We start from the raw sequence: 24,461 nt of genomic DNA on the forward strand, positions 1-24,461 counted from the left end.
TAGGTGGTCATTTTGAATTGGAATCAGGTGGTCACTTTAAATTGGAATTGGGTGGTCAATATCACTGGAATTTGCACATTAACAGCTTATTTTCTAGAAATAAATGGTTTTGATAACAGAGTAACTGTTTTTATGGAACGAATGGAAAACATAGCGGTTCATGTAGCAGATAATAAAATTGATAAAGAATTATTATTAGAAATAATTCAATCTATTATTTATGAATATGATTATTCAGAGGAATTGAAATTGAAATTGTATCAAGCTTTATCCTAAGTAAAGTTTAAGTACTTCAAAATAAAATAACACACCTAGTAATATGCCAAATATAGTTGACGTTACATACAGCCAAACAGGTCAAAGTACCAATACCAATACAATGGGAATGCGCGAAATGCAATCTCGTGCTTTTGAAGCTCGTGATGCTAACTATTTATTATTAAAAGCACCTCCAGCTTCTGGAAAATCTCGTGCCCTGATGTTTTTGGCTTTAGATAAATTAATTAATCAAGGAATCAAGAAAGTGATTGTTGCTGTTCCTGAACGTTCTATTGGTAGTTCGTTTTCTAAAACGGATTTAAAAAAAGATGGTTTTTTTGCTAATTGGGAACCTATTGATGTTTACAATCTTTGTACACCAGGAGAAGATGGAAGCAAAAGCAAAGTTCAAGCATTCCATAATTTTATGGATAGTGACGAAAAGATATTAATTTGTACACACGCCACACTTCGTTTTGCTTGTGATACATTAGATGAAACCAAATTCAATAACACCTTATTAGCAATTGATGAATTTCATCACGTTTCTGCTGATGTAAATAACAGATTAGGAGAATTATTAAAAGTAATAATGAACAAGTCAACAGCGCATATTATTGCTATGACAGGTTCTTATTTCAGAGGGGATAGCGTGCCCATTCTAACGCCTGAGAACGAAGCTAAATTCACTAAGGTAACATATAATTATTATGAGCAATTAAACGGATATAACTACTTAAAATCACTGGGAATAGGGTATCATTTCTATTCGGGTAAATACACTTCAGCCATACTTGAAATCCTTGATACTGATAAAAAAACAATCATTCATATTCCAAATGTAAATTCTGGCGAATCTACAAAAGACAAACACAATGAAGTCGATTTTATAATTGATGCTATAGGTAAAGTAATCAAACAAGATGCTGAAACAGGAGTAATTTTTGTCGAAAGACATTCTGATGGTAAAGTAATAAAAATAGCCGATTTAGTAGAGGACAATGGCAGAGAACGAGATAAAATTGTAAACTACCTGCGTAATGTTAAATCAGTAGATGATATGGATTTAATTATTGCCTTAGGAATGGCCAAAGAAGGTTTTGACTGGCCTTTTTGCGAACACGCCTTAACAATTGGTCACAGAGGTTCATTAACAGAGATTATCCAAATTATAGGTCGTTGCACTCGTGATAGTAATAATAAAACACATGCACAATTTACCAATTTAATAGCGCAGCCCGAGGCGATTCAAGATGATGTTAAAGTTGCCACAAATAATATGTTGAAAGCTATTACAGCTTCCTTATTAATGGAACAAGTTTTGGCTCCTAATTTCAAATTCAAAACAAAATTAGACAATGATGATGACGATATTAAATCAGGAGAAATAAAAATAAGAGGTTTTAAAGAACCAAGTTCTAAAAGGGTTAAAGACATTGTAGAATCAGATTTGAATGATTTAAAAGCAAGTATTCTACAAGATGATTCCATGTTAAAAGCAATGCCTGGTAATATTGATCCTGAAGTGATTAATAAAGTACTAATTCCTAAAATCATTAGAGTTAAATATCCTGAATTATCAGATGAAGAAATTGAGGAAATCCGTCAATATGTGGTAGTAGATTCTGTAATTAAAAGTGGTGAGATAAAAGAAGTAGGAGACCAACGATTTATTCGCATGACGGACAAATTCATTAATATTGACGATATTCATATTGATTTGATAGACAAGGTGAATCCTTTTCAAAAAGCATTTGAGATTTTATCAAAATCAGTAACAACCAAAGTGCTAAAAGTAATTCAAGATACAATTGAAGCCACACGTATTAAAATGGACTTTGAAGAAGCTAAAATATTATGGCCCAAAATTGTTGAGTTTAGAAAATTACATGAGAAAGAACCAAGTCTAAATTCAAATAATCCATTGGAAAAAAGAATGGCAGAATGTATTATTTATTTAAAAGAAGAAAAAAGAAAACGTTTAGCAAATGGATAAGGATTCAGTACTTGACGATATTTTTAATAATGATGAGTTTGATATTCTAAATGTCAAACCAAAATCATCTGGCGTAAAAAACACAGACGAAAGATTAATGGCTTCATTCAATGAGGTAAATGAATTTGTAGAAAAATACAACAGAGAACCACAGTCCAATCTTACTAATATATCAGAATATCAATTATATACTAGATTAAAAGGAATAAGAGAAAGCCCTGAGAAAAAAGAACAGTTAAAAGAGATTGACACGAATAACATACTTGAATTTGAGGTAAAAGAAATCAATTCAATAGACGATATTTTTAATGATGATACGTTTGATTTATTAGAAGATGATACCGATTTGTTTAATTTTAAACATACTCCAAAACCCGAAAAGAGAGAACCAACAGATTTTGTTGCAAGAAGAAAGCCTTGTAAAAACTTTGAAGAATATGAATCTTTATTAAAAGCTGTACAAAAGGATTTGGCAGAAGGCAAAAGGCAATTAGTAGATTTTACTATGGGTAACCTTAGAGCCGGCACCTATTATGTTCAAAATGGAGTTTTATTTTTATTGGAAAAAATAGATATTTCTAGAAAAGACCATTATAAAGAAGACGGTACAAGAGTGAGAGAAGATGGAAGAACAAGATGTATTTTCGAAAATGGTACAGAATCTAATATGCTCAAAAGGTCTGTTGAGAAAATATTATATGCCAATGGCCAAGTAGTTTCTGAAAATAAAGAGGATGTAAACCAATCTTTTCTTGAAAAGTTCAGCGACATTACCGAAGAAGATAAAGAAGCAGGATATATTTATGTGTTAAGGTCCAAAAGTAAAGACGCACGGATAGCATCAATGGAAAACCTCTATAAAATTGGATATTCGACTGATGCAGTTGAGGAACGAATCAAAAACGCAGAAAAAGAGCCTACCTATTTAATGGCTCCAGTAAAAATAGAAAGTGCTTGGAAATGCTTTAATATGAATCCACAAAAGCTAGAGCAATTATTGCATAATTTCTTTGGTAGTGCCTGCTTAAACATCGACATCTACGATGAAAACAAAAGACGGCACACCCCAAGAGAATGGTTTGTAGCACCTTTTGATGTTATTGAACAAGCAATTGAATTGATTATCACTGGGGAGATTGTTGATTATAGATATGATGGTGAGGTTAGAGGTATTGTGTTGAGGTAGTTTTTCAACAATCCTTTATGCAGCATTTGTATTTTACTGAATAACAATGACTTATATATTATATGTTAAAAAACATTGTTAATAACTAATTTTATGTAGTTTTGTAATAAGTTTTTTAATTACAGTAAGACATGAAAAAATTTATAAAAAATATAAATTGGAAGGAGTTACTTTTCCCAGTTCTTGCGGATATTAAAAATATTAACGAAGAAACGGATACTACAAGAGTTTCATCAAACAATTGGGATCTAGCCAATGATAATGAAGATTACAATAGAATATTTAAAAAAATTCAAGAGAACAGATCTTCTGAAACTACAAAGCACGATATTATAGTACTTTAATTTTAATTGATGGAGGTAACTATTGGTGTATATGCAATAATTTTCATTTCATTTTTTCTCATAATACCAGGTTTTTTAGCAAGAAGATTTTATTATAACGGTGAGTTTTCTAAGCAGATAAATTTAAATAATAGTAGTGCCATAAATTTGGTATACTCACTTTTTGTTGGTATAATTTTATCTTTATGCTTTGTGGCTCTTTTTAATTCAATTAGTGATAATGGAATTAATATAGATAATGTTTTAAATAGTTTTGACGCTAATTTTATTTCTCAGCCAACTACTCAAGCATCACCTGATAAGTTTAGTGGTCTATCACAAAATATCTATAAAGTTTATCTTCCATTTATCGGAGGGATGTATTTTTTTTCAGCTATGATTGGCTTTTTTATAAGTAAATTTGTTCTATTTTTTGGTTGGGATACTAGATGGAAATTTTTTAGATATAATAATAATTGGCATTATTTATTTTCGGGTAAAATACTTAAATTCAAGAAATATACTGCATCTAATATTGACCATGATCTAAAAGTTAAATATACATATTTAGATGTTTTAGTTTCAGAAAAAGGAGATGAAACAACTCTCTATTCTGGATTGTATGCTGATTACGATATCAACCCTCATGATATTTGTAAACTAGAAAAAATACATCTTTTAAAGGCTACTAGGTATAAAAAACTAGACGGTAATACAGAAATAAAAAATATTCCAGGTAATATATTTACCATAATGGGTGATAGAATTCTAAATATAAACTGCACCTATATTTGCTTTGATGAAGAGGAAAGTCTAAATAAAAGATTTGCTGTTCAAAAACTTATATTTATTCCTGCAACCATACTATCAACACTTTTTTTTCTTATAATTTTAATTTCACTACTTTTCTCACTTAACCTCATTGACTCGGCCTGGTATCAACAGATATTGATTCAAACAATTTACACTAAAATTCTATTGCTTTTTTTTATAAATATTGTGCTGGGTTTGTTTACGCCATTTCGAATAAATAATGGAGAGAAAAGAGTTAGGTTTATTGGAGTTGAAGCATATGTCTCTAAAATTGTTTTAATTTTTATTATTTCTTTTATACTAATTTTCATTTGTGATTTCACATTAGGTTTTGTTTGATATAAAATAATCGACCTATATACAATTTAGCGGTCTCTCTTCGGTCGTTCCCTTTGTTCCGTTCGGCTGTTCCAGTCGGTCAACCTTATATTTTCATAAGAACATTTTCGGTAAATAGGCAATTTATTATTTCAATTCAACTGTTAGGTTTCCCTCCGTTCCACAGGCACTTCACAGTACTAAAAAAATAGCAGCTTGAAAATAAGCAGCTTTTTTTTTAGCACTGTTCGTTCCTCATCTTCACACGGTCTCTTCCTGCGTTCGGTCGGGCTTATGCATCCACAATACCGCTTCATTCCGTTTCGCTCCGTAAACTACGCTACACTACATTCCAGCAGTATTATGTCTGCCGCCCTATATTTTTTTCAGCGGTTGCTCCTTCGCACAGCCATCGGGGTTGGCTCCGTTATCACTTTGCCCTAAATCAAGGAACGCCAAAGGCTGACTTTTATATTTCCCCCGCCGTTTCACGCTGCGATCCCTTTTTTCCACTTCGCAAAAGCTACGTTCCATTCTTGGTCTAGCGTGGCTGTTCGATTGCCGCAACCCCGCCACTGCGCTCCTCGAAAAACAATAATTTCCGCTATCGCTACAATTATCATTTTCTGCGGTGCTTGGGGGTGTTTGATTATCGATTCCTCAAGAACTATCCCATAAGAGTGTAAACAAGAAACACCCTGCTATAAAAATAAATAAATAAAAAGAAAGTAAAGGTAAGTTACGGTTTCATAAAGTAAAGTTCAAGCCCTACGGGTTTTTGAAAAAATCTCCACCCTTACATTTCCAATTCATAATCCGAATTTAAAATCACGACCAAATTAAGCAAGAACAGATGGGTAGTATTTTTTTAAAAAAACTGGACTTCTTTTGAAACCTCCACTGCTACGACGACTTTCTTTTTTTTCTTTAGATATTTTTTTTGAAAGATATTTACTCTTTGTTAACCTTTCATAGAATAGTTGAATTCTCAATATAAATAAATTATATTTAAGCAACTAATTTATAAGATAAATATTATAAAGGCTACTTCAGAAATAACATTTGTTAGACCTAAAGGAAGAAAACTAATTTATATCTTAAAAGGAAGCTATGATTTAATTACGAATGAAATTATCAAAAACTATTTAGAGGTTTTTGTTAAATTTATATTTAATAAAACTAATTATAATGAGAAGATATGAACTAATAAATATTCGCTGTCTTCACGAGAATTTGAATTTATTATGTTCTTAACTGCTATACGAGCGCACCGCTTAAATAAATCAGTAAAAAGCGAAACAATTGCCCAATACCCATAAAAATCTTTATAGTAGACTAGGACTTTCTTAAATTTAAAGACCAATTACATTCAAATAAAGAATATAATTGGTAATTAGTAAGTTAATTTATCTGTTTTTAAGATTGATGAAGTAGATGAAAAATATTTTTTATTGAACCTTTATTCACTTTTGCCAAATATAAAAACGAAAATTGAAATGAAAATAAGATTGTTATTCTTACTAGCGATTTAAGGAAATACACTTAAAATTAAGATAAGATGAAACTTGATGTACTTCAGTATGTTGAAATTTGGTGCATAAAAAAAGAAGCCATCGCTATTTTAAATACAGAACCAGAGAATGGTTTTGAAATTAAAAAATAATTCTAAAAATGTTCCTTAACTTTTATTTCGTGTTTTATTTGTCTATCCATAGTTCAAATTTTAAAATTTTTGAAGATTCTAAATGAACTCCAGGTGGAATTGAAGTAAGACATTTGGTGTTAAAGTATCAAATAGTTAAGCAAGAAATAACTATGTTCAAATCACTTTTAGACTTTAATTTATTTATATTTTTATGTGAGACATGCAACTAAATTCAATTATGTAGCTTTTAGTATTTCTTTTTTTTAAATTTTGCTGCTTCCAGACAAGTAGGATTTTAAAATTCCGTTTTACCGGTCTTATTTCTTTATTCCAAAAAATAAATAAAGGTAATATTTGTGATTATACCGATAGTAAAATGAAGTGAAAAGGGGAGTCGATTTAATTAGAATTATCCATTGCAATCCCACTACCGATTTTAAATCCCGATAAAATAATTTTTAATAATTTACAATGGAAGTAATAATTATTTTGCAGGAGCTTATAGCTATTAGATAAAGGCTTTTCATTAAATCAACTTTTTTCTTTTCAGCCATATAAAGTACCCTGTTATTGATAAAAAAGGTCCAGAAAGACCAATGAAGCAATAGATCACTTTGATAAACCAATTTCCATAGTGACCAGAATGCATAGGTAAAATACTGCTCAATAGTTTACTTATAAAATCAGATTCAGAAATTTTACTAACAGAAATTACTTCGCCTGTTTTGTATTCTACTGCAATTTTATTGTAATATTTACTCAAATAAAAGGGGTCTCCCTCAAAACTTCCGTTGAAAACAATTTTCCCATCTTCAGAAGCTGGAAGTCTAATATAGGTAACTGTGAAATCTGGATATTGCCTTTTAACATCTATTAATACCTTTTCGATAGATATCTTAATTAGAGGAATAGTTGGTATCGGTGTTTTTTGCAAACCTGAGGCAACAACATTAAATGACAAGAAGATTCCCGTAATAACGATGAGTATATTTAGTAGCAAAGCCCAAACACCCACATAGCGATGCAAAGTAGAATAATAGTGCTGCCTACTACTTTTATTCAATTTTTTTTGGAATAAAAGTGTTTTCAAGATGACTTTTCGGTAGACAACAATCCCTGTAACTAAAGATAATAAAAAAGCGATCCCGGCTAAAAAAAGCGAAATTTCTCCTAGAATACCAGCATGTAAGGAGTAATGAAACTTTAAAAGCCACTTTGTCAAAGGACTATTTGCGTCAATAACGGCAGTAATTTTTCCTGAAATTGGGTTCAAAAATGCATATTGCTTAACATCAAGTTTTCTTAAATCAAATTGTATTGTTTTCCCTCTTTCAAAATTGATAATTCTTGTACTCCAATCAGGAAACTTTTTCTGAACTTCACTAATCGCCTTGTCTAACTGCAGTTCATTAGTACTTGTAGTAGATGTATATTTATCAAAGAGCAAAAGATCAATATCTGCTGAAAAGACTAAAACAGAACCCGTAATACCCAAAGTAAACAAAAAAACTCCTGCAATAAGACCTAAGAAGGAATGATATTTTAATAGGATTCTGTTATTCATAGTCTTCAATATTTATAAGCTTGCAGTAAGTGAAACATTAAATTGTGCACCGTTTGCTTTCACATAGTTAGAACTTCTTGCGTTCCACTGTGATGTCAATGGATAGTAGTCCTTGTTTAATAAGTTTCTAACTCCTAAACTAAGTGTAGTTGATGGCGTAATATGATAATTTGTTGATAGATTTAAAGTGCTGAAATTGTTTACAGGACCCCTTCCATAACTATAAGGTGCCTCAAAGCGGTCTCTATCTCCACTGTATATCATAGATAAGCGAGAATCAAACTTGCTATCCCAATTGTAAGATAAAAAAGAAACTATTTTTATTGGCGGAATTCTATCTCCTCCCATATAGGTATCAAAATCTCCACTGTCTTTACTATCTAATTTACCTTCGGTGTACGATATTGAAGTTCCAAAAGTTACATCTCTAGTTAATTTGGTGTCTAAAGAAAGCTCATAACCGTATACTTTTTCTGGTTGACGAAGAATAACAAAAGCACCACTTGCTGTTTCACTGTATGTAGAGCCTAAATCAGAAGTACTGATAAAGTACGCTCCATTCAAATTAAATTTTCCAATATGGCTACTAAAACCAACTTCATAATTGTTAGCAATAACAGATTCTGAATTTATATTACTTACCGTGTTTTCTGTGGCAGAACGAAGTGTTCTTCCTAAATCTGCAATAGAAAAACTTTGTGAAAAGCTAACGAACGGTTTGAAAACTTGCCATTTAATATAACGCAAACCGGCATTGAAAGTAGTTGCGTTATAATCTAGAGTGCCACCATCTATAGCGATACCACCGCTATTTGAGGTAGTTTGACCTAAGCTATATCGAGTAATCGTGATATAATTTGGAATATCGATATTTATATTTTCAAATCGAATACCTGCTTTAAGAACGAAGTTTTTGTAAAGTGTTTTTACTTGTGCATAAGGAGCAAAGTTGGTCATTTTCATTTCTGGTGTCCACTTTCTTCCATCTACTAAATCTTGGGAGGTTTTGTCATTTAAAATGTCTAAACCATAAAGAATATTTCCGTCTACCTCACCAAAAGAATATGGTGTTGAGAAATTTAATCGCGCTCCTCTTTTAGATGAAACGATCAATGTTTGTCCACCGTCAAAACCTAAGTTAGGATCATAAAAAGTATCTGAATAATCATAGATTGTTTTAAAATCTTGCATATATAAATTCAACCTAAAATCAGTTTTACCAAAAATTTCATCATACTTGTAGGTAAGCTGTGCATTATGGTTGTATTTGTTTCCTTGATCAACACCAACTCGCTCTCCTAAAACGCCTATAGTTGGACTTTCTCTATAAACACCAACCTGTGGCGTATATTTAGAATCTTGATTACTACTGAAATAATTGTACATTAATTCAATTTGTTGCTTCTTGCTAATGTCATAATTCACTTTACCAAATAAGGTATATTGACTTGTTTCGCCCAAACCATAACTTGGTGAAATAACTTCTCCATTAGCATCTTTATAGACACCTATTTGTCTAAAACTACCACTAGCAACGTATCCCAATTTATTAAGTTTACCTGAGAAAGTTTGTGTAATTTTTGACCCTACTGTATTCTCCATGCCCACCAGCGAAGCTTCTGTACCTATTGAAGTTGTACTCGCGAACCTTTTTGTGGCATTTGGTTTCTTTGTAATGTAGTTTACTATTCCGCCATCGGCACCATTTCCATATATAGCAGTAGCACCTTTAATAACTTCAACTCTTTCTAAACTACTTGGATCTATAGTATTTACATCTCTACCGCCAGAACGTAGTGGAGTAGATTGCGGAATACCGTCAATTAAAACAAGCATTTTCCTTCCTCTTAACGTTTGTCCGGTACTACTGGTTTGATTAGAACTTAACGCCATTCCAGGAATCTCCATTAATACATCAGCAACAGAATTACTTGTTTGAGCCAAATTTTCAATTTGTTTTAATGTTATCACAGAAACTGAAGAAGGTACTTCGTCTAAAGTTTCACGCATTCTATTTGAGGTGATTATGACTTCATTAAGTTCTTGTTTAGATGCTACAAGTACAAAATCAGCAATTTTTATTTTCTGATTTGAAATATTTATAATCTTGCTTTGTGATTTTAATCCTGTAAAAGAAGCTTTGAGTGTATAATTTCCATTCCCTAAATTTGTTATGGTATAATTTCCATCAGCATCAGTAGTTGTTCCCTGCGTTGGGCTTAGTACTATACTGACTCCAATCAATGGGTTGCCATTTTCATCTTTCGCGGTACCTTTTAAATTTGTTTGAGAATGAGCAATAGTGCTAGATATGCTCAGTAATACAATGAGTAATTTCAAGTTCATTTTATTAATAATTTATGAGTTAAGTTTGCAAAGGTATGTCTTATTTTTATTTAGATTAATAATAAATAGTATTTTTTTTAAGAATTTGTCTTAATACTGTTTAAGCAAAACTCTCATAATATACAAGAGCCTCATTCACTTAGAAATACACTTTTTTGTTTGGCCCTTATAAGTCGGAGTTGAATTTTACAATTCAAATAATACATTTAAGATATGAAATACAAGAAATGGAGTGTAGAAGAGATGCTAGAAATTCTATGCTTTTCAGAAGAATTGCGAGCCGTTTAAACCTGCTATAAATACAGTGCTAGTACAGGTATTTTATAAAGGTGGAAAAAGAAACAAGACAGGCAAGGAGAAGCGAGTTTTAAAGTTACTTATGATGCTCTTAGTAAAGAGTCAAAGCAATCGGAAGAAGAGAATAAAATATTACGTAAGTTATTAGTTAACATGGAAATTAAATTAGAGGCTGGACGATAATTTCTAAAAAAAAAGTTTGGGTAGTACAATCCAAGAAATATTTAGTTGATATGTTTCAAAGCAGTTATTACAGCATACCAAGCCTTGGTAAAAGGATTAAGCCTAGTGGTTCTGGATGTAAATTTTTTAAAAACAGAAAAGTAAACACCGCTAAGCATTTCGAGTTCTTAGCATTGGACATAAAAATGGTGTAAATTAGATATTCCGACGAAAGTACACCACTCATTCCGGAGCAAAGTACACCACGATTCCGCAACAAAGTGCGCCATTTATTCCGGAGCAAAGTACACCAGTCAAATCGTCCTTTATCATCACTAAGTAAAGATGATATTTTTCAAAGTTAATGATTTTTTTTAGTTCTCAATGATTTACCTGTTAGTGCGATTCTGTGTGCAGAAGCTGACAATCTGTCCATTATAGCATCGGCCAGAGTTGGCTCCTCAATGAAGTTATACCAAGTGTCTATTGGTAGCTGAGAAGTTATCATAGTTGATCCTATTGCGTATCGATCTTCAAGGATATCTAGCAAGGCAATCCTAGCATCATTATTCAAAGGTTTTAGTCCAAAATCATCCAATATTAGAAGCTTATTTAATGAGATACTCTTGATCCATTTTAAGTACGATCCATCAAGCCTGGCTTGGGTCACGGCATCCATGAACTTGTTCATACTAAAATACTGGGTACGGTAACCATGTAAACAAGCACTACGCCCCAAAGCGCAGGCCATAAAAGATTTACCACAGCCAGTGGCGCCAGTTATCAGGACATTCTCTCCTTTTTCTATAAACATGCCATCAGATAGTCTGAGTAGCTGTTCTCTGGTAATACCTCTTTCTGTATTACAAATTATATCTTCTGGTAAGGCATGATAACGGAGTTTACTTGATTTTAGATACTTCTGTGTTCTGGAATACTCTCTGTATTCCACTTCCGCCTGAGTGAGCATGCCTATGAGAGAATGAACATCCTCTTGTTCATGTACAGGAAGTGATAATGCGGCCTCGTACCTTTTAGCCATACCAGTCAATTTAAGACCTTTAAGCTGTTCTAATGTGTTTTGTGTGTTCATTTATTAGGGTTTTATAAGTTGTTTAATTATAGGCTTCAGGGCCTCTGAGGTTACTGTTTTCGGGGATACGGAACTCGATAACGGCCTCTTCTTCGAGTAAATCCATACTCTTCTCTAGAATGTTTTTAATAACACCGTAACTGAATTTATGCCCTCTTAAAGCCCGTTTGCATGCTGCTTCCATTCGGATATTACCATAAGAACTCATGAGTCTCAGTAGACCTAAACAAGCGGTATAGGACTGGTCAATTATCAGTTTGCTATCCATCACTTTTTTGAAGAATTCAAAAGTGTTAGGGCCATTTTCTTCTGCTTTTTTGAGATAATATTCAGGACTCCATCCACGTTGATTCTTAATGACCTGATGTCTTTCGGGCATATGTTCTGTGATACTGGTATAACCATGGCTAGTGTAATTCCTGGTATGCACAGCAATCCTTTGTGAATCACAATAGATCTCCACGACATCCTGATCATAAGCAATACGCACCTCTTTCCCTATGTAGCGGTAAGGGACGGAGTAAAAGTGCCAGTCTTCACCCACCAGTACATGGTAATGTTTCTGAACCTTTGCTTTGGTATAATGCCTGATACTGTATGGGGATTCTGGAAGGGGCTGTAGTAGTGTTTTTTCCTCGCTTTTAAACAACTCAAGCCTACTGTATACCTTCTTCTGAAAGTTCAGTTGATGATGATAATCAAGTTTTTCTCTAATAGCCTTGTTGAGTTCAGCAAGACTATGAAAAGTATCGTTACGTAGACTAGCATAAATACGTCTGTATGTAATCTTTACATTATTCTCTACAGACGGCTTATCTTTGGGTTTATACGGGCGAGAAGCAAGCAGAGCAATGTTATTGTGGTTGGCCCATTGCTCGAGCATATCCGTAAATACAGGTTCGTACTTACAACTTTTAGACACCCATTGTCTCATGTTATCTGATTTAACAGTCAAGGGAACCCCTTCAAAGTATTCAATGGTATGATTCAAGGCTTTAACTACTTGAGGTAGTTTTGCGTTAGGTAAAGCCTCTACGTAGCCATAACCACTAAAAGGAAGGACTGCAACATATACAGGACATGCAATCAGTTCCCCAGTTGAAGTATCAACATAGTGAAGCATATCGCCAGCAAAATCAACTTCAAGCAGCTTTGCAGGAGTATGAACAAAATGCATTACAGCATTGTTTACCTTCTCCTGATCTTGTAAGAGTTCACAAAATCTAGAATATTGAAAACCTTCAGGATATTCTTTAATATATTCTTCCCAAAGTAATAGACGTGTTACACCAGTTCGATTAAGTTCCTTGCTGAAGTAACCGATCAGATTATTAAAATGAACTTTTCGGGGATCAGTATCTTCCGATACAATAGGCTTTAAAAGGCCTAGTATTTGTTCAAGCTCCTGATCTGAACGCTTTAGTAATTCTTTGAAATCAACTCCTGTTTGCGTAAATTTCAGCAAATACCCTGCGATTGTCCTTCTAGAAATTCGAACTTCTTTTTCTATGGTACGCTGTGAAGCACCACGTTCTAAAAATAAAAGTACCTGTCTTATCTTAATCATACTAAGTGGTTTATTTGCCATACTACAAGTGGTTTTTTGATTACAAACCAAACTTATAGTAAATGACGGTTAAATCTCTACTTAGTGAGATAAAGGATCTGGAATAGGTGGTGCACTTTGTGTCGGAATGTCAGTCCTTTACAAGTATTAAATCAGGAGAAAAGTGGTGCACTTTGCTCAGGAATAAGTGGTAACCTTTGCAGCGGAATAAGTGGTGTACTTTGCAGCGGAATGGGTGGTGTACTTTGGAGCGGAATCCTGGTGCACTTTGTAGCGGAATCGTGGCGACCTTTACAGCGGAATATCCAGTAAATTACTATTGTACTTAAAAATGCCTATTTGCTATCAATAATAGATGTTCATACACGTAGAATATTAAAAACTATTTCTTTTTTTATATATAGTAAGAGGAGGACATATTTTTTTTAGACTTCTTTTGAAATTTTAAGTACCCTGAAAGTGTAGTCATTAGAAGCGATAATGGGAGTCGGTTTATTGCTGCTACTGGTCGAGAGTTTCTAGGGCTAATGGGGCGTGCAGCAGCATCTTATACGCGTCGCTAAGCCAGAAGAAAATGACCGTATTAAAGCTTATCATGGCATATTAAAGAAGGAAGTATTTACAAGAGTGGATTATAGAACTTTTGAGAAATTGAACTAATACTAAAAAGACATCTAATTTTTTATAATAATACTAAGCTAGATGGGCTTTTGGGACGTATTACCCAATTATAAAATGGAATCAGAGTAAAAATCTAATTTTAATGAATAAGTTGACTGCATAATTAATAATCGAAATTTAGAATAATACTCCTGTTTTGTAGGGGTCAAAACATTTCATTATTAGAATCAATTAAAAAAAGAGAAACATTTTTTTTTTTTGACTCATATAAAGAAGCAAGTGAATTTAAATTTAAAACATGTAAATAAATAAAAAACCTCTACTAACACCCTTAAAAAAGAAGTTTTGAACGGGAATGCTCTGTTAAGTAAATATTTAAAAAAATTCACTTCACATGAGGACTAGTTTTTCTAAAAACATCTTAACTAAAAAATAACATCATCGATCATTTTGTCTAAAGTATTACTTGGAAGTGTGTTCAAATAGGACATTGTGGATTTAATATCTTTATGACCTAAAGCCTCTTTGATGATGTCTATTGAAATGTTATTAAACTTCAAAACTGTTGCGAAAGTATGCCTTGCACAATAGTAGGTTATGTTTTTTTTAATACCTAAATCAGATAAAATTCTCTTGAGGGGTGTGTTAATATAGGATTTTAAATATTTTTGTTTTTTATTATTGATGTAAATTTGAGAGTTCTGATTATTATGAATAATATTAAAGATATAAAATGAATCAATTTCAGATTCGTATTCCTGGATTTTTTTCTTCCAGTATTCATTTAATTTAAAGTTTACGATTACACCTGTTTTACTTCTTTTGTAAGTAATTGTTTCTTTATATAAGTCTGTTTTTTTTAATTGCATTAAATCGATAAAATTAATTCCTCGGCCATAGTAACTTAGTAAGAACATGTCTCGTGCTTTAATTTCATTTTTTTCTATTAGTTTGGCATTCTTCAATAGTTCAAGTTCTTCTTCTGATAAGTATTCTTTTTTTCCGCTTTCTTTAATTTTGGAAACTTTAAATTTGTTAAATGGATACATGGACGCAGGAATAATTTCTCGGGTAATGGCTTTGTTAAAAACTGCTCTTAAAGTTCGCATTCTTATGCCGATAGTACTTTGGCTGTTATTGTTACCATTTAAAAAAGATTGATATTTATAAATCGCATCTAGAGATAAATCTCTAAATGTGATTTCTGTTTTACTGAAAAAACGTTGAATAGATCGTAAAGTGTCTTTTTCAAGGTTGTAGGTTGATAATTTTCCTGAATTTTTTATTTCTTCAAGTAGGTTTTCATGAAAACTAGTATAACTTATTGTTTGTTGTTTACCTGATTTCTTTTTAAATTTGTTTGTTAGATCTTGTAAAGTGAAGGGGGTTTCATCAGTTTGGAATTCATAGATTATATCGTTAATTCGATCCGAATATTTTCCGATAAGATCATTGATTTGCTTGTATTCTTTATGTGTTTTTTTTAGGCGCTCGGTTTCAAATGACCAATCTTCATGATAACATTTTTTCCTGATAGATAAACTTGTGTTTATTCTATCTTTAATCAACACAAGTATTATAGAGTATTCACCCTTTACGTTGGGTGTTGGTTTCAATGTGAATTTATAGGATACAAGCATTGTATTTTATTTTTGACGAGCATTTGACGAGCATTTGACGAGCAAAAATACAATTATTATAATAAATAATGATTTATTTTTATTTTTAAAAATCATAAAGCGCTTATTATCAAGTATAATGAGTAATAGTAAGGTTAAACTAATATAAAGTAAATATGACTCATAATCAGGTGGTCCCTGGTTCGAGCCCAGGTGGGACCACGGTAAACCCCTTAAAATCATTGATTTTAAGGGGTTTTTTAATTTTGTTGAAATTGGTTCTTCTGAAATATATCTTTGTTAGAAGGTGTTTTTATACAAAAGATGATGTTGATATTAATTTATTTTCATAACTAAATTAGAATAAATAGTTTAGATTTATTTTTTTATATCAATTGATTCTCTATTTTTGGAACATATGAAGATTGTCTCGAAAAGATTTTTATTAACGGTTTTGCTGGTGTTGTCCTGGACTGCGATATATGCAGCAGATGATCCTTGTCCATGCGGCACGTATGATGGGACGACGGGCGGGGCGGGAGGTCCTCCTCCTCCTCCTCCTGGGACCTGTATTCCGTGTCCTGTTCCGCTAGATGAAAGTATTATGATACTAGTGCTAATTGCGGTTGTATTCGGAATTTATATTATTTACAAGAATAACTTAAAAACAAAAAGCCCAATTTAAATTATTGGGCTTTTTTTTGTTTTTATAAGCCTTGACCGTTTTATTTGTTGCTGTATAGTTTAGAAACATATTTACCAATAACGTCAAATTCCAAATTTATTTTGGTGCCTACCTCAAAGGTGGAGAAGTTGGTGTGCTCATGTGTGTATGGGATGATGGCTACGCTAAATTCATTCTTTTTTGAGTCCACGACCGTTAGGCTTACGCCGTTTACGGTAATTGAGCCTTTTTCTATGGTGAGATTGTTTAGTGTTTCGTCATATTCAAAAGTATAAAGCCAGCTTCCACCAGTTTCTTTTGCAACAATACAGGTGCCGGTTTGGTCTACGTGTCCCTGGACCATATGACCGTCCAACCGATCGCCTAGCTTCATGGCTCTTTCAAGATTGACGCTTTCGCCCACCTGCCAGCTTCCTAGATTTGTTTTTTTGATCGTTTCATCAATAGCTGTTACTGTGTAGGTAGTGTCTTTTAGAGAGACTACGGTTAGGCAGATTCCATTGTGAGCAACACTTTGATCAATTTGGAGTTCGGTAGTTATTGAAGAGTCCATTGTGATGTGAAGGTTGTCTTTCTCTTTTCGTATTTCCTTGATAGTGCCAAGGGTTTCTATGATTCCTGTAAACATTTCTTATTTTATTTTACTAAATTTGCACTTCAAAATTAGCAATAAATAACTTGTGGTCATGATGAAAAAAGCAGAAAATATTATCGTAGGAATTTCAATAGGAGATTTAAACGGTATTGGAAGCGAAGTGGTACTGAAAACTTTCGAGGATTCACGGATGTTAGAGCTTTGTACGCCTGTCATTTTTGCCAATGTGAAAATAATGTCATTTATAAAAAAGAATTTAGATTCGACGGTTGCTTTGCACGGTATTGATAAACTAGATCAAATTTTACCCGGAAAGATTAATGTTTTGAACCTTTGGCGAGAAGGAGTAGATTTGAATCTTGGGGTTAATGATGATAAAGTGGGTGAATATGCTGTGAAATCATTTGTTGCGGCTACAAATGCTTTAAAAGAAGGGTTGGTAGATGTTTTAGTGACCGCGCCCATAAATAAATACAATATTCAGTCAGACGATTTTAAATTCCCAGGTCATACCGATTATTTAAATCAGGAACTAGAAGGAAATGCGTTGATGTTAATGGTTCAGGGTAATTTGAGAGTTGGTTTGCTGACGGATCATATTCCGGTAAGTGAAGTCGCGTCGAGACTTACAGAAGAACTGATTAAAGAAAAAATTGAAACAATAAGAAAGTCTTTGATCCAGGATTTTAGTATCAATAAGCCTAAGATTGCAGTTTTAGGATTGAATCCGCATTGTGGTGATGGCGGGGTGATAGGTAAAGAAGATGATGCGGTATTAAGACCAACGTTAAAAAAAATATTCGAAAAAGGAACATTAGTTTTTGGTCCATTTGCAGCAGATGGCTTTTTTGGAAGTGGACAATATGAGAAATATGATGCGGTAATTGCTGCTTATCATGATCAAGGTTTGATCCCTTTTAAAACATTGTCGTTTGGTAGAGGAGTTAATTATACAGCGGGTTTGAATAAGATTAGAACTTCTCCGGATCATGGTACCGCTTATGATATTGCTGGAAAAGGGATTGCGGATTATAACTCTTTTAAGGAAGCGGTTTATCTTGCTTTAGATATTTATCGTTCCAGAATACAGTATGAAGAAATCAGTCAAAAACCATTAAAGATCAGAGAAAAACAACACTAAATAAAAAAAGATAAATAAGGTTATTAGTTTTGTAATAATTTTATATCTTTGCACTCCCGAAGTTTGGGGCAAAATTTTGTTGAAATGAATAAGACTAAACAATATTTAATTCCTTTTGTGGGATTAAAGCTAGGAAAACATCATTTTGAATATCAAATAAGTAATGCGTTCTTTGAAATCTTTGATTATGATGAATTTGAAAATTCAGACATCAAAGTAAATGTAGTTTTAGAGAAGAAAAGCACGATGCTGGAATTGATTTTCAAGCACGAAGGAACAGTAAATGTCCCTTGTGATTTAACGAGTGAAGATTTTGATTTGCCAATAGAAGGACAAATGAAATTGATAGTTCGTTTTGGTGACGTATATAACAATGATAATGAGGAATTACTGATTCTACCTTTTGGAGAATTTGAAATAGACGTTGCTCAGTATATATATGAAATGATTGCGCTTTCTGTGCCTCTAAGGCGGGTTCATCCAGGTGTGCAAGACGGAAGTTTAAAAACGGAGGCTCTTGAAAGACTTAAGGAATTAGTTCTGGAAGAACATAGGGAAGAGAATGATGAAGAGGTTGAAGAAGATAAAATACAAGATAAAGAAGAGAATATTGACCCACGTTGGGACAAGTTAAAGCAACTATTAACGGATAAATAATATAGTAAAATGGCACATCCTAAGAGAAAAATCTCCAAAACAAGAAGAGATAAGAGAAGAACACATTATAAAGCTACTGTAGCACAAATCGCTACCTGCCCAATTACGGGTGAAGCACATTTATACCACAGAGCCTACTGGCATGAAGGGAAAATGTATTACAGAGGGCAAGTTGTTATAGATAAGTCTGTAGCTGTTGCTTAATGCATTTTTTTTGTAAATGATAATGGAACTCTCACATCGTGAGAGTTTTTTTGTTGTTTTTAATTTTCATTAAATAAGAAGTTCTAAATCAAGAGGTTTAGATATTTTTTTGTAATTTTCAACTCTTTTAATCGTTTTTTCAGATGTCATTATTTGGAGAAAAATATTCAAATACCATGAATACAATTACAGCCGCAATAACCGCTGTTGGAGCCTATGTGCCTGACTTTGTACTTTCAAACAAAGTTCTGGAAACGATGGTCGATACAAATGACGAGTGGATCACTTCTCGAACAGGAATTAAAGAAAGAAGAATTCTTAAAGACGCAGACAAAGGAACGTCGTATTTAGCCATAAAAGCAGCACAAGATTTAATTGCTAAGGCAAATATAGATCCTTTAGAAATAGATTTATTGATTATGGCAACTGCCACGCCTGATATGCCAGTGGCATCTACAGGAGCATATGTTGCAACTGCAATTGGTGCTACAAACGCTTTTGGTTTTGATTTACAGGCAGCTTGCTCCAGTTTTTTATACGGAATGTCTGTTGCCTCAGCATATATTCAATCAGGAAAGTATAAAAAAGTACTACTAATCGGTGCTGATAAAATGTCTTCTATTGTAGACTATACAGACCGATCTACTTGTATAATTTTTGGTGACGGTGCAGGTGCTGTATTGTTTGAACCAAACTATGAAGGATTGGGATTACAGGATGAGTATTTAAGAAGTGACGGTGTAGGTCGTGATTTTTTAAAAATTGATGCTGGAGGATCTTTACATCCTACTTCTTTTAAAACAATAGAAGAGAATAGACACAATATTATTCAAGACGGGAAAACTGTTTTTAAATATGCGGTTACTAACATGGCAGACGCTAGTGAATTAATTTTGAAAAGAAATAATTTAACTAATGAAGATGTTGACTGGTTAGTGCCACATCAAGCTAATAAAAGAATTATTGACGCTACTGCAAGTAGAATGAACTTAGAAGACTCTAAGGTATTGATGAATATTGAAAGATATGGCAATACTACTTCAGCTACATTGCCTTTAGTGCTAAGTGATTTTGAAGATAAATTCAAAAAAGGAGATACAGTGATTTTTGCTGCCTTTGGCGGAGGATTCACTTGGGGGTCTGTTTATTTAAAATGGGCATACGACAAAAAATAAATTTAAACTAAAAACAAATAATTATGGATTTAAAAGAAATTCAGAACCTAATCAAATTTGTAGCAAATTCGGGAGTTGCAGAAGTTAAATTGGAAATGGATGATGTAAAAATCACCATTAGAACAACTCTAGAAGGTAATACCACAGAGACTACGTATGTACAACAACTACCAGCTCAAAACACATTACAACAAGCTTTAGCTCCACAGCCAGTAGCTCCAGTAGCACCAGTAGCTACTCCGGCTGCTGAAGATTCAAAATTTATAGTTGTTAAATCACCTATCATTGGTACTTTTTATAGAAAACCATCTCCAGACAAAGCTATGTTTGTAGAAGTTGGAACAACTATTGGTAAAGGAGACGTTTTATGCGTAATTGAAGCAATGAAATTGTTTAACGAAATCGAATCTGAAGTTTCTGGTAAAATTGTAAAAATATTGGTTGACGACATGTCACCGGTAGAATTTGACCAACCTTTATTCTTAGTAGATCCATCTTAATTAATTTTAAATTATATATTTCGAGCTAACAAATTTGTTGTTTTGAAATAATTTAAAATTTAAAATTCATAATTTAAAATTTAAAACAAGATGTTTAAAAAAATATTAATTGCCAATAGAGGAGAGATTGCACTGCGTGTGATTAGAACTTGTAAAGAAATGGGCATTAAAACTGTAGCGGTTTATTCTACTGCAGATGCAGAAAGTTTGCATGTTAGATTTGCAGATGAAGCTGTTTGTATAGGACCGCCTCCAAGCAATTTGTCCTATTTGAAAATGTCAAATATTATTGCTGCTGCAGAAATTACAAATGCTGACGCAATACATCCAGGTTATGGATTCTTATCTGAGAATTCGAAATTTTCTAAAATTTGTCAAGAACACGGAATTAAATTCATTGGTGCTTCTCCAGAAATGATTGACAGAATGGGAGATAAAGCTTCAGCTAAGTCTACTATGATTGAAGCTGGTGTGCCATGTGTACCAGGATCTGTTGGTATTTTAGAATCTTACGAACAAGCATTAGAACTTTCTAAAGAATTCGGTTTTCCAGTTATGTTAAAAGCTACTGCTGGTGGTGGTGGAAAAGGAATGCGTGCCGTTTGGAAAGAAGAAGACTTATTAAAAGCATGGGAGAGTGCTCGTCAAGAGTCTGCTGCTGCTTTTGGTAATGATGGAATGTATCTTGAAAAGTTAATTGAAGAGCCACGCCATATCGAAATCCAAGTTATTGGAGATTCTTATGGAAAAGCTTGTCACCTTTCAGAAAGAGATTGTTCAGTACAAAGACGTCATCAAAAATTAACGGAAGAAACTCCTTCTCCTTTCATGACAGACGAATTACGTCAGCAGATGGGTGATGCTGCAGTTAAAGCCGCTGAATACATTAAGTATGAAGGTGCTGGAACAGTTGAATTCTTAGTTGATAAACACCGTAATTTCTATTTCATGGAAATGAATACGCGTATTCAGGTGGAGCATCCTATTACAGAACAAGTAATTGATTATGATTTAATTCGTGAACAAATATTAGTTGCTGCTGGTGTGCCTATTTCGGGTAAAAATTATTTACCAGAACTACATGCAATAGAATGCCGTATAAATGCTGAAGATCCTTACAATGATTTTAGACCGTCTCCAGGAAAAATCACTACACTTCATATGCCAGGAGGACACGGTGTTCGATTAGATACACATGTATATTCAGGTTATACAATTCCACCAAATTATGATTCAATGATTGCAAAACTTATAACTACTGCCCAATCTCGCGAGGAAGCAATTAGTAAAATGAGAAGAGCTTTGGATGAATTTGTAATTGAAGGAATTAAAACAACAATACCTTTTCATAGACAATTAATGGATGATCCGCGTTACATCTCAGGCGATTACACAACCGCTTTCATGGATACGTTTAAAATGATTGCTCCAGAATAATTGATTACAATATTTTTAAAAAGCCGTACATTGCTGTACGGCTTTTTTTATGGTCAATTTTTAATGAAATGGGTAAAAAGTATACATTTTACTTTTAAAGGAAACACTTTGTTTCTGATTTTCACGACATACTATTTTTTTAGTGATGTGTAAACAACATTTTTAGAATATAAAAGTCCATTTCACACTACTAACTAATGCCGTTAGGGCAAAGTGGCTAATAAATACTTTTACAGGAATAGTATAGTGCTTATTTCCCATAGGAGTAGGTTAGTGTGGAATGAATTGTATTTTAGTTACAAAGTTTCCTTAAGCCATTTGAAGAATTCTTTTTGCCAAACTTGAGCGTTTTGCGGTTTTAAAACCCAATGGTTTTCTTCGGGGAAATACAAAAATCTACTTTTTATACCACGCAATTGTGCAGCTTGAAACGCTTCTTGACCTTGTCCTATTGGAACTCTAAAATCTTTTCCTCCTTGGATAATTAAAATTGGAGTATTCCATTTTTCTACTAAATTAATAGGGTTGAAGGTGGTGTAGGTTTTTTGAGCTGTAGCATTGTCTTTCTCCCAATAAGGTCCACCGAAATCCCAGTTGCTAAAGAAAACTTCTTCGGTTGTGCCAAACATGCTTTGCGTGTTGAAAACACCATCATGAGCGATAAAAGTTTTAAATCTGTTATTGTGTATTCCGGCTAAGTAAAATGCCGAATAGCCACCATAACTTGCTCCAACGCAACCTAAACGAGTTTTGTCCACATAACTTTCTTTAGATACATCATCAATAGCTGAAAGGTAATCGTCCATTACTTGTCCGCCCCAGTCTTTACTGATTTGCTCATTCCATTCTACTCCGTGTCCTGGCATTCCGCGACGATTAGGTGCTACAACTATATAACCATTAGCAGCCATCAACTGAAAATTCCAACGGAAAGAATAGAATTGTGTCAATGCGCTTTGTGGTCCTCCTTGGCAATATAAAAGTGTAGGATACTTTTTTGTAGCATCAAAATGGGGAGGTAGAATTACCCATACTAACATTTTCTTACCGTCAGTTGTGGTAACATATCTTCTTTCGGTCTTGCTTAGCGCCAATGAATCGTAGGTAGCTGTATTTACATTGGTGATTTGTTTCCAATTGTTTTTCTTTAAATCGAAAGAAAAAATCTCCGAAGCATGGTTCATATCTGCTCTGGTAACAATAATGTTGTTGCCCGAAAATCCAATTAGGTCATTTACATCAAAATCTCCATTGGTAATCTGTTGCACGCGAACTGCAATTTTTGTCATACCTGGAAAATTCACTTCAAAAAGTTGTTTTGTACCATCAATAGCAGCTGTAAAATAGACTTTTTTTCCATCTTTGCTCCAAAGAAAGCTGTCAACAGTACCGTCCCAATTAGCGGTAAGGTTCATTTTGATGCCTTTAAAATCAACGATGATATCGTTTTTATCGGCTTCATAACCTTCGCGTTTCATCTGTAACCACGTCAGGTCGCCAGACGGAGAAAATTGCGGAGCTACATCATAACCAGGATTGTCTTCAGTTCTATTTGTAGTCAAGCCAGTTTCTAAGCTATATTCAAAAATATTGGTGTTGGTTGAAATGGCATACTGAGTCCCTGCTTTTTTCTTACTTACATAAAGAATTTTTTTACTGTCTGGAGACCAGATGTAATCTTCATCTCCACCGAAAGGCTTTTGCGGACTGTCAAAATTTTCTTTACCCATGATATCAGTTCCCACTGCACCTTCAGTAGTTTCTTTGTAAAGGACATGGTTGAATTTTCCTTCGTTCCAAGTATCCCAATGGCGGTAGTCTAAACCGTCGTAGATTTGTACTTCAGATTTTTCCAGGTCAGGATAGAAATCTTTTCCAAGAACATTGCTGATTTTTACCTCTTCATTATAGACAAGGTACTTTCCATCTGGTGAAATATTTTTGTCTTTTACTAGATCCTTTGTCTCGGTAACTTCGGTTGGGGTCCCTCCGTTTACAGGAATGGTATAGAATTTTGAATTGGATTTATTCTCTTCGATAGAAGGTGTAGTTACTTTGTAAACTACATTTTTAGCATCCTTAGAGATGCCTAGGGAACTCACTCTTCCCAATTTCCACAGGGTTTCTGGTGACATTACGTTTTGGGCCATTGCGCTTAAACTCATCATTGTTAGGGTTGTAAGAAGTATTTTTTTCATAAAAAGAAAGGTATTTTTTAAGGTTCTAAATTACGATAATAATCTAAAAATACTCAGAGGA

General features: G+C 33.4%; 18 protein-coding genes. 11 read left to right on the forward strand and 7 right to left on the reverse strand.

The window, feature by feature from the left end; all coding sequences use genetic code 11:
• The first annotated feature begins 27 nt into the window (after positions 1 to 27).
• The 5 genes from QO182_RS14315 to QO182_RS14335 all read left to right on the forward strand — a co-directional run bounded on the left by QO182_RS14315 (position 28) and on the right by QO182_RS14335 (position 4,915).
• Complete coding sequence (locus QO182_RS14315; RefSeq protein ID WP_371562298.1) at positions 28 to 276, forward strand: hypothetical protein; 249 nt, start codon at positions 28 to 30, stop codon at positions 274 to 276.
• Between the two features lie 43 nt (positions 277 to 319).
• Complete coding sequence (locus QO182_RS14320) at positions 320 to 2,254, forward strand: DEAD/DEAH box helicase (protein WP_371562300.1); 1,935 nt, start codon at positions 320 to 322, stop codon at positions 2,252 to 2,254.
• Positions 2,247 to 3,440 (forward strand): GIY-YIG nuclease family protein, encoded by a 1,194-nt coding sequence (locus QO182_RS14325; RefSeq protein WP_371562302.1) that lies wholly within the window; start codon positions 2,247 to 2,249, stop codon positions 3,438 to 3,440. The genes QO182_RS14320 and QO182_RS14325 overlap by 8 nt, the downstream gene beginning before the upstream one ends.
• A 131-nt stretch (positions 3,441 to 3,571) precedes the next feature.
• Complete coding sequence (locus QO182_RS14330) at positions 3,572 to 3,784, forward strand: hypothetical protein (protein ID WP_371562304.1); 213 nt, start codon at positions 3,572 to 3,574, stop codon at positions 3,782 to 3,784.
• 9 nt (positions 3,785 to 3,793) lie between these two features.
• Positions 3,794 to 4,915: a hypothetical protein gene (locus QO182_RS14335; RefSeq protein WP_371562305.1), complete on the forward strand. Its 1,122-nt coding sequence runs from the start codon at positions 3,794 to 3,796 to the stop codon at positions 4,913 to 4,915.
• Between the two features lie 2,150 nt (positions 4,916 to 7,065).
• Here QO182_RS14335 and QO182_RS14340 read toward each other — a convergent pair.
• The 6 genes from QO182_RS14340 to QO182_RS14365 all read right to left on the reverse strand — a co-directional run bounded on the left by QO182_RS14340 (position 7,066) and on the right by QO182_RS14365 (position 17,121).
• Entirely contained in the window at positions 7,066 to 8,103 is a 1,038-nt protein-coding gene (locus QO182_RS14340; RefSeq protein ID WP_371562307.1) for a PepSY-associated TM helix domain-containing protein, read from the reverse strand.
• Positions 8,104 to 8,115: 12 nt separating this feature from the next.
• Entirely contained in the window at positions 8,116 to 10,449 is a 2,334-nt protein-coding gene (locus QO182_RS14345; protein ID WP_371562309.1) for a TonB-dependent receptor, read from the reverse strand.
• A gap of 820 nt (positions 10,450 to 11,269) precedes the next feature.
• Positions 11,270 to 12,001, reverse strand: coding sequence for an IS21-like element helper ATPase IstB (istB, locus tag QO182_RS14350; RefSeq protein WP_371562310.1), 732 nt, complete (start codon positions 11,999 to 12,001; stop codon positions 11,270 to 11,272).
• A 22-nt stretch (positions 12,002 to 12,023) separates the two neighbouring features.
• Positions 12,024 to 13,589 carry an IS21 family transposase gene (istA, locus tag QO182_RS14355; protein ID WP_371562312.1) on the reverse strand — a complete coding sequence of 522 codons (1,566 nt, stop codon included), beginning with the start codon at positions 13,587 to 13,589 and terminating at the stop codon, positions 12,024 to 12,026.
• Between the two features lie 1,025 nt (positions 13,590 to 14,614).
• Positions 14,615 to 15,829 (reverse strand): phage integrase SAM-like domain-containing protein, encoded by a 1,215-nt coding sequence (locus QO182_RS14360; protein ID WP_371562314.1) that lies wholly within the window; start codon positions 15,827 to 15,829, stop codon positions 14,615 to 14,617.
• A gap of 704 nt (positions 15,830 to 16,533) precedes the next feature.
• A complete protein-coding gene (locus tag QO182_RS14365) occupies positions 16,534 to 17,121 on the reverse strand; it encodes a riboflavin synthase (protein ID WP_371539485.1) in 588 nt (195 codons plus the stop codon).
• Between the two features lie 58 nt (positions 17,122 to 17,179).
• On the opposite strand from QO182_RS14365, the gene pdxA reads away from it, so the two are divergent.
• From pdxA to accC, 6 genes are all read left to right on the forward strand, one after another.
• Positions 17,180 to 18,229, forward strand: coding sequence for a 4-hydroxythreonine-4-phosphate dehydrogenase PdxA (pdxA, locus tag QO182_RS14370; RefSeq protein ID WP_371562316.1), 1,050 nt, complete (start codon positions 17,180 to 17,182; stop codon positions 18,227 to 18,229).
• Between the two features lie 84 nt (positions 18,230 to 18,313).
• Positions 18,314 to 18,886, forward strand: coding sequence for a DUF177 domain-containing protein (locus tag QO182_RS14375; RefSeq protein ID WP_371562318.1), 573 nt, complete (start codon positions 18,314 to 18,316; stop codon positions 18,884 to 18,886).
• A 9-nt stretch (positions 18,887 to 18,895) separates the two neighbouring features.
• A complete protein-coding gene (gene rpmF / locus QO182_RS14380) occupies positions 18,896 to 19,090 on the forward strand; it encodes a 50S ribosomal protein L32 (RefSeq protein ID WP_007137315.1) in 195 nt (64 codons plus the stop codon).
• 176 nt (positions 19,091 to 19,266) lie between these two features.
• On the forward strand, positions 19,267 to 20,265 hold the full coding sequence (locus QO182_RS14385; protein ID WP_371562320.1) for a beta-ketoacyl-ACP synthase III: 999 nt from the start codon (positions 19,267 to 19,269) through the stop codon (positions 20,263 to 20,265).
• A 23-nt stretch (positions 20,266 to 20,288) separates the two neighbouring features.
• The gene (gene accB, locus QO182_RS14390) at positions 20,289 to 20,765 is read left to right on the forward strand and encodes an acetyl-CoA carboxylase biotin carboxyl carrier protein (protein ID WP_371539474.1); all 477 of its coding nucleotides are present in this window, start codon (positions 20,289 to 20,291) and stop codon (positions 20,763 to 20,765) included.
• 90 nt (positions 20,766 to 20,855) lie between these two features.
• A complete protein-coding gene (accC, locus tag QO182_RS14395) occupies positions 20,856 to 22,202 on the forward strand; it encodes an acetyl-CoA carboxylase biotin carboxylase subunit (protein WP_371539472.1) in 1,347 nt (448 codons plus the stop codon).
• A gap of 296 nt (positions 22,203 to 22,498) precedes the next feature.
• Here the strand turns inward: accC and QO182_RS14400 are convergent, their stop codons facing one another.
• Positions 22,499 to 24,400 carry an alpha/beta fold hydrolase gene (locus QO182_RS14400; protein WP_371562322.1) on the reverse strand — a complete coding sequence of 634 codons (1,902 nt, stop codon included), beginning with the start codon at positions 24,398 to 24,400 and terminating at the stop codon, positions 22,499 to 22,501.
• Positions 24,401 to 24,461 lie beyond the last annotated feature (61 nt).

The organism is Flavobacterium sp. Arc2 (genome assembly GCF_041431385.1).
Classification (GTDB): domain Bacteria; phylum Bacteroidota; class Bacteroidia; order Flavobacteriales; family Flavobacteriaceae; genus Flavobacterium.